Source organism: Pseudomonas sp. R3-52-08, from assembly GCF_003851745.1.
Classification (GTDB): Bacteria; Pseudomonadota; Gammaproteobacteria; order Pseudomonadales; family Pseudomonadaceae; genus Aquipseudomonas.
The window spans coordinates 5221827-5234581 of sequence record NZ_CP027730.1 but is presented as its reverse complement, the minus strand read 5'-3'; the positions used below and the strand labels follow the sequence as shown (position 1 = coordinate 5234581).

Below are 12755 nucleotides of genomic sequence, written 5' to 3'. Positions count from 1 at the left end.
TGCCTAATGCCGCGAAAAAGCGCAATCGTGTCGCGATCAATCCACAGGTGGGCTGAGCAGGAAATTGCCTTTCATCAGGTCCGGGTCATCTGATTCGATCGTCTGCAGTTGCGCTTCATCCTTGAGATGGACCCCGGAGAGTTGCCGGCGACAGGCCTCGCGCATCAGGTACAGCAGGCGATGGGCCGCCATGCCGTAACTCAGGCCTTCCAGGCGCACATTGGAGATGCAGTTGCGATAGGCGTCGGTGAGGCCGACCTTGGGGTTGTAGGTGAAATACAAGCCCAGGCTGTCCGGCGAACTCAGCCCCGGCCGTTCGCCGATCAGGATCACCGCCATTTTGGCGCCGAGTAGCTGCCCGATCTCATCGGCCACGGCGACGCGGCCCTGTTCCACCAGGATCACCGGTGACAGGGACCAACCTTCGGCGTGGGTCTGTTCTTCCAGGCGTGTAAGAAAAGGCGCGGTGTGTTTATGCACGGCCAGCGCCGACAGGCCATCGGCCACCACGATCGCCAGGTCCACGCCATCGGGATGCGCCGACGCGTAATCGCGCAAGGTTTGCGCCGATTCATCACTCAGGCGGCGTCCCAGATCCGGCCGTTGCAGGTACATATGCCGGTCGGTGGCGGCGCTGTGCAGCAACAGGCTGTCGCGGCCGCGTTCGGCGAATTGGCGGCTCAGCGCTTCATGGTCGAAGGGCAGATGCACCGCATCCCGCGCCTGGGCGTGGGCTAACTGGAAATCCAGCTGCGCGTTGGTGGGAATGCTGGTGCCGGTGCGGCCCAGGGCAATGCGCGCCGGGGTCAGGCGGCGCAATTGCAGCCATGGATTGTCAGGCAGGTCGAGTTGCACAGGCGGCTCCTTCATCCCAGTTGCGCCAACGCGTGGCGGAACGCCGGTGGCAGGCTGTTGCCGAAGCGTACCTTGCCGTCGGCTTGCGTAAAAATGGCCATTTTCGCCAGCCATTGCTCGAACTCCGGCGCCGGTTTCAACCCCAGTGTCTGGCGCGCGTACAGCGCGTCGTGGAACGAGGTGGTCTGGTAATTAAGCATGATGTCGTCGGAGCCGGGGATGCCCATGATGAAATTGATCCCGGCCACGCCGAGCAGGGTCAGCAGGGTGTCCATGTCGTCCTGGTCGGCTTCGGCGTGGTTGGTGTAGCAGATGTCGCAACCCATCGGCACGCCGAGCAGCTTGCCGCAGAAGTGGTCTTCGAGCCCGGCGCGGATGATCTGTTTGCCGTTGTACAGGTATTCGGGGCCGATAAAGCCGACCACGGTGTTCACCAGAAACGGTTTGAAGTGCCGGGCCACGGCATAGGCGCGGGTTTCACAGGTTTGCTGGTCGACGCCGAAGTGCGCGTTGGCCGACAAGGCGCTGCCCTGGCCGGTTTCGAAATACATCAGGTTCTGCCCCAGGGTGCCGCGGTTGAGGCTCAAGCCCGCGTCATAGCCTTCCTGCAGCAGGCTCAAGCTGATGCCGAAGCTGGCGTTGGCCGCTTCGGTGCCGGCGATCGACTGGAACACCAGGTCCAGCGGCACGCCACGGTTGATCGCTTCGATGGAGGTGGTGACGTGGGTCAGCACGCATGCCTGGGTGGGGATGTCGTAGCGCTGGATGATTGCGTCGAGCATCTCCAGCATGGCGCAGATCGAGGCGATGCTGTCAGTGGCCGGGTTGATGCCGATCATCGCGTCGCCGTTGCCGTAGAGCAGGCCGTCGAGAATGCTGGCGGCGATGCCGGCCGGCTCGTCGGTGGGATGGTTGGGTTGCAGGCGTGTGGACAGGCGCCCGCGCAGGCCCATGGTGCCGCGAAATTGGGTGACCACGCGGATCTTCTGTGCCACCAGTACCAGGTCCTGCACGCGCATGATCTTGGACACGGCGGCGGCCATTTCCGGTGTCAGCCCCGGCGCCAATGCGCGTAGGGATTGTTCATCGGCGGCGTCGCTGAGCAGCCAGTCGCGCAGGCCGCCGACGGTCAGGTGGCTGACCGTGGCGAAGGCCAGTTTGTCGTGGGTGTCGACGATCAGCCGGGTGACTTCGTCGGTTTCATAGGGAATCAACACTTCTTCCAGGAAGTGCTTGAGCGGGGTGTTCGCCAGCGCCATTTGGGCCGCGACCCGTTCGCCATCATTGTGCGCCGCCACGCCCGCCAGGAAGTCGCCGGAACGCGCCGGGCTGGCCTTGGCCATCAGGTCCTTGAGGCTGTCGAAGCGGTAGGTCTGTGCACCTACCGCGTGGGAAAAGCTTGCCATACAGTGTCTCCTTGACGACGCGGGCAAGGCGCCCGCGTCGAGGTTTACGGCAGTTAGTGCAAGGCGGCCTCTGCGGCCTGGATTGCCGCGAATTCTTCTTCCGGCGTGCCTGCTACCAAGTGATGCCGGCTGTAGAAAGCAAAGTAAGCAATTAATACTCCATAGATGATCGCGGCGCCAATGACCACGCGCGGATCCACCAGAAAGCCCGCCACCACGGCCACGCAGGCCAGTACCAGCGCCACGCCCGAGGTGAAGATGCCGCCCGGCGTGCGGTAGGGGCGATCCATTTTGGGGCGACGGATGCGCAGGGTGATGTGGGCGGCCATCATCAGCACATAGGAGATGGTGGCGCCGAACACGGCCACCAGAATCAGCAGGTCGCCCTGGCCGGTCAGCGACAGGCCGAAACCGATGATGCCGGGGATCACCAGCGCCAACACCGGCGCCTTGCTCTTGTTGGTCTCGGACAGTTTGCGCGGCAGGTAGCCAGCGCGGGACAGGGCAAAGATCTGCCGCGAATAGGCGTAGATGATCGAAAAAAAGCTGGCGATCAAGCCGGCCAGGCCTACCAGGTTGACGAAGCTGCCCATCCAGGTCGAGCCGCCGTAGGACAATGCCAACGCTTCCACCAGTGGGTTGCCGGATTTGATCAAGGCGTAAGTGCCCGCGCCGCCCGGTGCGATCACCAGGATCAACAGGGCAAAACTGGTCAGCACCACAATCGCGCCGATCAAGCCGCGTGGCAGGTCGCGTTTGGGGTTCTTGGTTTCTTCAGCGGCCAGGGGCACGCCTTCTACCGCGAGGAAAAACCAGATCGCATAGGGGATTGCCGCCCACACGCCGACGTAGCCGAACGGCAGGAAAGGGCTGGCACCCTTGGCTTCGGTCACCGGGATATCCAGCAGGTTGGCGACATTGAAGTGCGGCACCATCGCTACCAGAAACACGCCCAGGGCGATGGCCGCGATGGCGGTGATCACGAACATCAGCTTCAGCGCTTCACCCACCCCAAAAATGTGGATGCCGATAAAGATGATGTAAAACGCCAGGTAGATCATCCAGCCGCCAATGCCAAACAGCGACTCGCAATATGCGCCGATAAACACCGCGATGGCGGCGGGCGCGATGGCGTATTCGATCAGGATCGCCGTACCCGTGAGAAACCCGCCCCAAGGGCCAAAAGCGCTGCGGGCAAAGCCGTAGCCGCCGCCTGCGGTGGGAATCATGGAAGACAGTTCGGCCAGTGAAAAGCACATGCACAGGTACATGGTGGCCATCAGCAGTGTGGCGAGGAACATGCCGCCCCAACCGCCCTGGGCCAGGCCGAAGTTCCAGCCGGCGTAGTCGCCGGAGATGACGTAGGCGACGCCGAGGCCGACCAGCAGCACCCAGCCGGCGGCGCCTTTTTTGAGTTCGCGTTGTTGGAAGTAATCGGTGCCGACTTTTTCTAAGTCGACGGAAGAACTTGTGGGTTCGCTGGGCATGGGAAGTACCTTCCATTCTTATTGTTTTAACTCGGCCTCTGTGTGCCGAATGCGCATCGCAAGTACTTGTGAAGTTCTAAGTGTGGGAGGGGGCTTGCTCCCGATGGCGGTGTGTCAGTCAGTTGGTTGTTAGCTGATCCACCGCTATCGGGAGCAAGCCCCCTCCCACCTTTGATTGCATTGCAAGTGTGGGAGGGTGTTGTGGGTTAGAAGAAACCCAACGGATTAATGTCGTAGCTCACCAGCAAGTTCTTGGTCTGCTGGTAATGGTCCAACATCATCTTGTGCGTCTCACGCCCCACACCGGATTTCTTGTAACCGCCAAACGCGGCGTGCGCCGGGTACAGGTGGTAGCAGTTGGTCCACACGCGGCCGGCCTTGATCGCACGGCCCATGCGGTAGGCGCGGTTGATGTCGCGGGTCCACAGGCCGGCGCCCAGGCCGAACTCGGTGTCGTTGGCAATGGCCAGGGCTTCGGCTTCGTCCTTGAAGGTGGTGATGCTTACCACTGGGCCGAAGATTTCCTCCTGGAACACGCGCATTTCGTTGGTGCCCTTGAGCAGGGTCGGCTGGATGTAATAGCCGGTGGCCAGGTCGCCGCTGAGCTTCTCCACCTTGCCGCCGGTGAGCAGTTGCGCACCTTCACCCTTGGCGATTTCCAGGTAGGACAGGATCTTGTCGAACTGCTGCTCCGACGCTTGGGCGCCGACCATAGTGTCGGTGTCCAGCGGATCGCCGCGCTTGATCGACTCGACCTTTTTCATCACAACTTTCATGAAGTCTTCATAGATCGACTCTTCCACCAACGCGCGCGATGGGCAGGTGCACACTTCGCCCTGGTTGAAGAACGCCAGCACCAGGCCTTCGGCGGCCTTTTCGATGAATTGCGGTTCGGCTTTCATGATGTCGGCGAAGAAGATGTTCGGCGACTTGCCACCCAGTTCGACGGTGGACGGAATGATGTTCTCGGCCGCCGCATGCATGATGTGCGAACCCACCGGGGTGGAGCCGGTGAAGGCGATCTTGGCGATGCGCTTGCTGGTGGCCAGGGCTTCGCCGGCTTCTTTACCGAAACCGTGCACCACGTTGAGTACGCCGGGCGGCAACAGGTCGCCGATCAGCTCCATCAGTACGTTGATGCCCAGCGGCGTCTGCTCGGCGGGCTTGAGCACCACGCAGTTACCGGCGGCCAGGGCCGGGGCGAGCTTCCAGGCGGCCATCAGCAGGGGGAAGTTCCACGGGATGATCTGGCCGACCACGCCCAGCGGCTCATGGAAATGATAGGCGGCGGTGAGTTCGTTGATTTCGGCGCTGCTGCCTTCCTGGGCGCGGATGCAGCCGGCGAAGTAGCGGAAGTGGTCGGCGGCCAGCGGGATGTCGGCGTTGAGGGTTTCGCGCACGGCCTTGCCGTTGTCCCAGGTTTCGGTGACGGCCAGCAGTTCGAGGTTCTGTTCGATGCGGTCGGCGATTTTCAGCAAGACCAGCGAGCGGTCCTGGGCCGAGGTCTTGCCCCAGGCGTCAGCGGCGGCGTGGGCGGCGTCCAGGGCTTTGTCGATGTCTTTGGCAGTAGAGCGCGGGAATTCGGCGATGGGCTTGCCGTTGACCGGCGACGTATTGGTGAAGTAATTGCCATCGACCGGGGCAACGAATTCTCCACCGATGTAGTTGCCGTACTTGGCCTTGAACGAAACGATGGCGCCTTCAGTACCGGGGTGTGCATAACGCATGGTGGGCATCTCCTGCTTTTATGTTTATTGGAGTACAGCGCGGCAAGCGCGTAGTAAAGCGTAGAGCAAGGGTTGGGCCACTGCGTTGCAGGCCAGGGAAATCAAAGGGTTATTATTTTTACCGGGCGTTGCTGTCACCCCGTCGGTACAGGCGGGGTGACAGTGTGTGCCATAAACGATACGGCCCGTGACCGGCGGGTCGGGTCGGGATTGCAATGGCTGGGTGCCTGGAGGATGCTGGGCGTTCTCACGCAGGGAGAATAATAAGAACATGCACAACGATCAGTTCAGTCGCCATGCCCAGCAAGTCTTGACCGTCACACGAGGGCATGAATGCTCCCAAGGCCCCGGCAGCGATCCGTCCATTGCCCGCTCCTGGCTGCGCTGCCTGGAGGATTACCACCTCGATCCCGCGCAAACTATCGCCCCTACCGTGCTCGAACAGGGTCGCCTGCTGGAAAGTCGCGAACGCCTGCAGCAGGTGCTGCACATCGCCGGCAACGAGATGAACAGCCTGCATCAACAGCTCTCCGGCGCTGGCCACGCGGTGCTGCTCACTGACGCGCGCGGCGTGATCCTCAACTGCGTCACCGCGCCGTCCGAGCGCAAGATTTTCGAGCGCGCCGGGTTGTGGCTGGGCGCCGACTGGAGTGAGGCCCGCGAAGGCACCAATGGCATCGGGACGTGCCTGGTTGAGCGCCAGTCCGTGACGATCCATCGCGACGAACACTTTCGCGGCCGTCACACGGGGTTGACCTGCTCGGCGAGCCCGGTATTCGATCCTCACGGTGAACTGCTGGCGGTGCTGGACGTGTCGTCGGCTCGGGAAGCGGTGTCGCGCCAGAGCCAATTCCACACCATGGCGCTGGTCAATCTCTCGGCGAAGATGATCGAGAGTTGCTATTTCCTGCGCCACTTTGAGCACCATTGGCTACTGCGTTTTCACCTGCAAGCCGAGTCCGTGGGCCTGTTCAGTGAGGGGCTGCTGGCATTCGACGGTGAGGGGCGCATTTGCGCGGCCAACCAGAGCGCGCTCAACCTGCTCGCATGCACGCGTAGCGGTTTGCTGGGGCAGCCGGTGGAGGCATTTTTCGATTGTTCGCTGGACCAACTGCTGAGCCGCGCCAGCGCCAGTGCGACCGCCAGTTGGCCATTGCGTACCCGTGAGGGGCGCAGCCTGTTTGCGGCATTGAGAGGCCAGCCGCGCCGTGTGCCCACGCCGGTTACCCGACCAGCATCGCCACGGCCATCGGGGATTTGCCTGGGCGACCCGGCGCTGCAAGACGAAATGCGCAAGGCGCTGCGGGTGTTCGAGCGCGATGTGCCACTGCTTATCAACGGTGAAACCGGATGCGGGAAAGAAGCGTTCGCCAAGGCGGTGCACCAGGCCAGCCAGCGTTCCGGCAAGGCCTTTGTCGCGCTCAACTGTGCGGCCATCCCGGAAAACCTGATCGAAAGCGAGCTGTTTGGCTATCGCGGTGGCAGTTTCACCGGAGCGCTGAAGGAAGGCATGCGCGGCAAGCTGCAACAAGCCGATGGCGGTACGTTGTTTCTGGATGAAATCGGCGATATGCCTGTGGCGCTGCAAACCCGTTTGTTGAGAGTGTTGGAGGACCGCCTGGTGGTACCTATCGGCGGTGAGCCCCAGGCGGTGAACGTGCGAATTATCAGCGCCACCCACCGAAATCTGCTTGAACGTGTGCAGGACGGCAGCTTTCGCGAGGATTTGTATTACCGCTTGAACGGCCTGGAAGTCGCCCTTCCGGCGTTGCGTGAGCGCAGTGACAAGTCGCAACTGCTGGACTTCCTGCTGGCGCAGGAGGCGGGTAAGCAGGCTGTTGGCCTGACGCCTGCAGCGCGTGAAGTGCTGTTGGCGTACGCGTGGCCGGGCAATATCCGACAGCTGCGTACGGTGTTGCGCACGCTGGTCGCGCTGTGCGACACAAGCCTGATCGGGCTTGAGGATTTACCTGCAAACATCCGCCAGGCTCGCGCGCAATCGAGTGAACAGCGCCCTGCACGTTCGCCCCTGGACGACGCCGAGCGGGCGGCTTTGCTGGCAACGCTGGAGCAGCAACGCTGGCACATGAGCCATACGGCGCAGCAGTTAGGGGTGAGCCGTAATACGCTTTACCGAAAGTTGCGAAAGTATGAAATTTCACGCAGTTTGGTCGTTTAGCCGTGAAAAATGCAGTTCACCTCAAGCCCATGGGGGGCTCCACTGGCCTGCCTACTGCCGGCGCACTTGGCAGAGTGACCTAAAGAGTGCCATTTCCTACTCCCTGCGCTAACCTGCCTCGATGATTTACGAGGTCAACTATGCACATTCATATTCTGGGTATCTGCGGCACGTTCATGGGCTCGATGGCGGTACTTGCCAAAGAGCTGGGCCATCACGTTACCGGCTCCGATGCCAATGTTTATCCGCCCATGAGCACTCAGCTACAAGCTCAGGGCATTGAGCTGACTCAAGGCTACGACCCGGCGCAGTTCGACCCGGTCCCCGATCTGGTGGTGATCGGCAACGCCATGTCCCGGGGTAACCCTGCGGTCGAGTATGTCCTTAATAAAGGCTTGCCATATGTCTCCGGCCCCCAGTGGCTGGCCGACCATGTGCTGCAAGGGCGCTGGGTGCTTGCGGTTGCCGGCACCCACGGCAAAACCACCACCAGCAGTATGTTGGCCTGGGTGCTGGAGCATGCGGGCATGAGCCCGGGTTTTCTGATTGGCGGTGTGCCGCAGAACTTCTCGGTGTCGGCGCGCCTGGGGGAGACGCCGTTCTTCGTGATCGAGGCCGACGAGTACGACAGCGCGTTCTTCGACAAGCGTTCCAAGTTCGTCCACTACCGTCCGCGCACGGCGATCCTGAACAACCTTGAATTCGATCATGCCGACATCTTCCCGGATCTGCCGGCCATCGAGCGGCAGTTCCACCACTTGGTGCGTACCATTCCAAGTGAAGGGCTGGTGATTCACCCGACCACCGAACCGGCGTTGCAGCGCGTGATCGAGATGGGCTGCTGGACTCCGGTGCAAACCACCGGCGCGGGCGGGCAGTGGCAGGTCAGATTGCTCAGTGATGATGGTTCCAGGTTTGAAGTGCTGTTCGAAGGCGAGGCCCAAGGCACCGTCGAGTGGGACATGACCGGCCAGCATAACGTCGCCAACGCCTTGGTCACCCTGGCGGCTGCGCGGCATGTGGGGGTGGTGCCGTCCATGGGTATCGCGGCATTGAGCGCATTCAAGAGCGTGAAACGGCGCATGGAAAAGGTCGCCGATGTGAATGGGATTACCATCTACGATGACTTTGCCCACCACCCCACGGCGATTGCCACCACATTGGACGGCTTGCGCAAGCGCGTCGGTGATGCGCAGATCATTGCTGTCGTCGAGCCGCGCTCCAACTCCATGAAGCTGGGGGCACACCGTGATGGCCTGCCGGAAAGCGTCAATGACGCCGACCAGGCGGTCTGGTATGCACCGGCCAACCTGGGCTGGGACCTGCCGGCGATCGCGGCGCGGTGCAGTGTGCCTTCGACCGTCTGTGACTCGTTGGAAGGCATCATCGAGCACGTCAAGCACCTGGCCAAGCCAGGCACCCATGTGGTGATCATGAGCAACGGCGGCTTCGGCGGCCTGCACGGCAAGCTGGCCGAGGCGCTCAAGTGAGCGGCCCGGAACGCGTTACCCTGGCGATGACCGGCGCCTCCGGTGCGCCTTATGGCCTGCGTTTGCTTGATTGCCTGGTGCGTGAAGACCGTGAGGTGCATTTTCTGATCTCCAAGGCGGCGCAGTTGGTGATGGCGACTGAAACCGATGTCGCATTACCGGCCAAGGTGCAGATGATGCAGGCCTTTCTCACCGAATACACCGGCGCGGCGGCGGGGCAGATCAAGGTCTATGGCAAAGAGGACTGGATGTCGCCGGTCGCTTCCGGCTCCGGTGCGCCGGCGGCGATGGTGGTGGTGCCCTGTTCCACCGGCACGCTGTCGGCGATTGCCACGGGCGCCTGTAATAATTTGATCGAGCGCGCGGCGGACGTGACCTTGAAGGAACGCCGGCAGTTGATCCTGGTGCCGCGTGAAGCGCCTTATTCGAGCATCCATCTGGAGCATATGCTCAAGTTGTCGAACATGGGCGTGACCATATTGCCCGCATCGCCCGGCTTCTATCATCAGCCGCAGACCATCGACGACCTGGTGGATTTTGTGGTGGCGCGCATTCTCAACTTGCTTAATATCCCGCAAGACATGCTGCCACGCTGGGGCGAGCATCACTTGAGCGGCGATGAATAAGGCGCTGCTGGTCGTGCTGGCGCTGCTATTGGCGGGCTGCGCCACCGCGCGCACGCTGGATGCCGCGCAACCTGGCGCGCCGGTGGTGTATGCCGGCACGCGGTTGGACCTGTATGCGATCAATGGAGGCTGTTGTGCCAAGGACCGGTTCGGCGCCGAGGCGCCGAGTTATCCGCATATCGACCTGCCAGCCAGTGCGCTGCTCGACACCTTGCTGTTGCCGTTGTCGTTATTGACCGTGCTGGGTGTCGGCTTCAACGCCACCGGTGGCCTATAACGCAAACCTCAACAACACCACAAAACCAAATGTGGGAGGGGGCTTGCTCCCGATGGCGGTAGCCAGCCAACTCATCAGTGACTGATTGATCGTTCCCACGCTCCCGCGTGGGAATGCCGCCCGTGACGCTCCGCGTCACACATGCGCAGTAGCTGAAACGTACAGCGGTTGGCCGGACGCGGAGCGTCGCGGTGAGGCATTCCCACGCAGAGCGTAGGAACGATCATGTGGTTTCACATTCATTTACCAAGCTTGCGCAGCTCATCCGACTCCACCACGCGCACCCCGTCCTGCTCTTCCAGCGCCAGGCGCCACATGGCGCGGGCCAGTTCGCAGACTTCAATGCCGTGGTACTTGCCCGGAATCAGGCGTGACAGCGGCCCTGCCAGCTGTTCGGCCAGGCGCGGCTCCAGTCTTTCGCCCAACAGCAACGATGGCCGCACGATCGTCAATTGCGGCCAATCCTGTGCTCTCAACGCCTGCTCCATTTCCCCTTTGACCCGGTTGTAGAACACCGAGGATTTCGGGTCGGCGCCAATCGCACTGATCACGATCAGGTGCCGCGCGCCCATTTCCCGTGCGCGCTTGGCGAAGGTCACCACCAGATCCAGGTCGACCGCACGGAACGCCGCTTCCGAACCTGCTTTCTTGATCGTAGTGCCCAGGCAGCAGAAAGCGATATCCACTTGGCCGCTCAGGTGTGGCAGGACCACTGCCGGGTCGCCCACCGGGTTTTCCAGGCGCGGGTGTTCAGCCAGTGGTTTGCGGCTGGGTGCCAGTACGCGGGTCACGGTAGGTTCGTTGAGCAGGCGGTCCAGCAAGTGTTCGCCGGTAAGGCCAGAGGCGCCGGCCAGCAGGATATGCTGCGGTGTCAGGTACATGGTGTTTCCCCCTTGTTACACGTTACAGCTTAGTTGCCTTTGGCTTCCTTGCTATTCATTGAGACGCTTTCGAGCGCCTTTCGTGCCTGCTGTTTGCGTAATAATTGCCAATGGGCGATCACGCCCTTGGGGGCCCAGATCTGCGGTTCGGAGGCTTCGAAATTGTCCGCCTGTTCGCGCTCGGCCACGTGCAGTTGTGCCAGTTTGAACGCCTGTTGCAAATCGTCCGTTTGGCTGAAAGCTTGTGCGAAAAGGGCGTCACCAAAGTAGGTGAAGTCTGCTTCTTCTGAACAACCGAACGACACGCGATCCGCGCGCGAGGCGGTCATGATCAGCGTGCGTTCATCCTTCAATGCCGGGATGAATCCGCCGGAGTAACAGGCGGAAATCACGATGATCTTGTCACGGTTTTTCAGCGGCGCGAGCACAGCGGCCAGCTCGTCGGCCGGCAGGTCGGCCAGCTCCATGCGCGGCTGGTCCAGCACCAGTTCGTGTTCATGAGTGCCGTGGCTGGTCATATAGATGAACACCAGGTCTTCCGGCCCGCTGCGTTCGGCCAGGGTTTGCACGGCACGGCGCAGATTTTCGCGGGTGGCCATGGGGCGGTCGGCGATATGGTCGCGGTGGTTGACCAGGCGAATCTGCCCATGTGCACCGAAGCGGGTGGCGAGCATATTGCTGACGTAATCGGCTTCGCGCAGGAATACGCTTTGCTTGCCGTCACCGGCCAGTGCCAGGGTATACAGCTCGACGGCAGGCGTAGACGCGGGCACGGCGGCGAGGGCGTCAGCCAGCAAGCGACCCTGGGCCAATACGCCGATTTCCAGCGGGTCGGGCAGCAGCTTGCCCTCGGCATCGCGCACGCGCATGCCGTTGACCCAGGTGCCGGCCTGAACCGTGCCATCGGTGAGCACCAGCGTGCCGCGGCCCTGGTAGCTGTCGCTGTCGAAGCCGCCGATATAGAAGCTGCCATCGGTAAGGTTCAGGCGACCTTCGCCGCTGAAGCGCCAATCGATGAACTGGCCAACGTAGTGGCTGCCATCGACGCCGATCAATTCGCCCTTGCCGCTGAGCGCGCCTTCCTTGAACTGGCCGATCCACACGTCGCCGTCGGCATTTTCATAGCGGCCCTTGCCGTTGAGTTGGTTCTGTTTGAACTGGCCGACGTAGATATCGCCATCCGCGCTGTTGAACGTGCCGTTGCCTTCCAGCTGACCATCGACGAAGTGGCCGCTGAACTGATTGCCGCTGTCGTCGTTGCGCTGGCCTTCGCCATTGGGCTTGCCATGAGCGAATTGGCCCTGGTATTGGCTGCCGTCGGCCAACTCCAGGCGTCCGAGGCCGGAGTACTGGTCGTCCTTGAATTCGCCGCGGTAGGTCATCTGCCCCTCTTTGAGGGTGCCTTCGCCGTTGCGTCGACCGTTCTTGAAGCCGCCGACGTAGCTGCTGCCCGCCGTGGTCAGGCGGCCCTGGCCGTCAAACAGGCCCTGCTTGAATTGGCCCTGGTAGACTTCGCCGTTGCTGCCATGCCATTCGCCCTGGCCATGCCACTGGCCCTTATCGAACTCGCCGGCGTACCAACTGCCATTGGGGTAGTCGACACGGCCCTGGCCTTGCAGCAAGCCGTTGACCACATCGCCACGGTAGCGGCCGCCATCGGGCAGGCGCGCGTCGGGCGGCAACAGCGATTCGCCGTCTCCGCACGCGGTGAGCAACAGGGCAAGGGCAAGGGGGGCGAGTGGGCGCATAGCGGGATCCGGATAATTGAGCGCCGAGTATGCCGCAGCCGCGAGGTTCATACATAAATTTACATACACTGTGGCAAGG

Annotated in this window: 10 protein-coding genes; 4 read left to right on the top strand and 6 right to left on the bottom strand. The window is 62.0% G+C overall.

Going from position 1 to position 12755, the window contains the following annotated elements; translation table 11 throughout:
- Positions 1–36: 36 nt before the first annotated feature.
- The 4 genes from eutC to C4J91_RS24085 all read right to left on the bottom strand — a co-directional run bounded on the left by eutC (position 37) and on the right by C4J91_RS24085 (position 5475).
- Positions 37–870, bottom strand: coding sequence for an ethanolamine ammonia-lyase subunit EutC (eutC, locus tag C4J91_RS24100; RefSeq protein WP_124364574.1), 834 nt, complete (start codon positions 868–870; stop codon positions 37–39).
- Positions 867–2261, bottom strand: coding sequence for an ethanolamine ammonia-lyase subunit EutB (locus tag C4J91_RS24095; RefSeq protein ID WP_124364573.1), 1395 nt, complete (start codon positions 2259–2261; stop codon positions 867–869). Before C4J91_RS24095 ends, eutC begins: the two co-directional genes overlap by 4 nt.
- Before the next feature lie 53 nt (positions 2262–2314).
- Positions 2315–3748: an ethanolamine permease gene (gene eat / locus C4J91_RS24090; protein WP_124364572.1), complete on the bottom strand. Its 1434-nt coding sequence runs from the start codon at positions 3746–3748 to the stop codon at positions 2315–2317.
- Between the two features lie 206 nt (positions 3749–3954).
- Positions 3955–5475 (bottom strand): aldehyde dehydrogenase family protein, encoded by a 1521-nt coding sequence (locus C4J91_RS24085; protein ID WP_124364571.1) that lies wholly within the window; start codon positions 5473–5475, stop codon positions 3955–3957.
- A gap of 271 nt (positions 5476–5746) precedes the next feature.
- Between C4J91_RS24085 and C4J91_RS24080 the strand changes: the two genes are divergently transcribed.
- The 4 genes from C4J91_RS24080 (at position 5747) to C4J91_RS24065 (ending at position 10047) form a co-directional block, all read left to right on the top strand.
- Positions 5747–7654, top strand: coding sequence for a sigma-54-dependent Fis family transcriptional regulator (locus tag C4J91_RS24080; RefSeq protein WP_124364570.1), 1908 nt, complete (start codon positions 5747–5749; stop codon positions 7652–7654).
- Between the two features lie 140 nt (positions 7655–7794).
- Positions 7795–9144: a UDP-N-acetylmuramate:L-alanyl-gamma-D-glutamyl-meso-diaminopimelate ligase gene (gene mpl / locus C4J91_RS24075; RefSeq protein ID WP_124364569.1), complete on the top strand. Its 1350-nt coding sequence runs from the start codon at positions 7795–7797 to the stop codon at positions 9142–9144.
- On the top strand, positions 9141–9770 hold the full coding sequence (ubiX, locus tag C4J91_RS24070; RefSeq protein WP_124364568.1) for a flavin prenyltransferase UbiX: 630 nt from the start codon (positions 9141–9143) through the stop codon (positions 9768–9770). The genes mpl and ubiX overlap by 4 nt, the downstream gene beginning before the upstream one ends.
- The gene (locus tag C4J91_RS24065) at positions 9763–10047 is read left to right on the top strand and encodes a YceK/YidQ family lipoprotein (RefSeq protein WP_124364567.1); all 285 of its coding nucleotides are present in this window, start codon (positions 9763–9765) and stop codon (positions 10045–10047) included. Before ubiX ends, C4J91_RS24065 begins: the two co-directional genes overlap by 8 nt.
- 239 nt (positions 10048–10286) lie before the next feature.
- Here C4J91_RS24065 and C4J91_RS24060 read toward each other — a convergent pair whose 3' ends face one another.
- The gene (locus tag C4J91_RS24060; RefSeq protein ID WP_124364566.1) at positions 10287–10928 is read right to left on the bottom strand and encodes an oxidoreductase; all 642 of its coding nucleotides are present in this window, start codon (positions 10926–10928) and stop codon (positions 10287–10289) included.
- Positions 10929–10957: 29 nt separating this feature from the next.
- Positions 10958–12676 carry a C13 family peptidase gene (locus tag C4J91_RS24055; RefSeq protein ID WP_124364565.1) on the bottom strand — a complete coding sequence of 573 codons (1719 nt, stop codon included), beginning with the start codon at positions 12674–12676 and terminating at the stop codon, positions 10958–10960.
- Between the last annotated feature and the right edge of the window lie 79 nt (positions 12677–12755).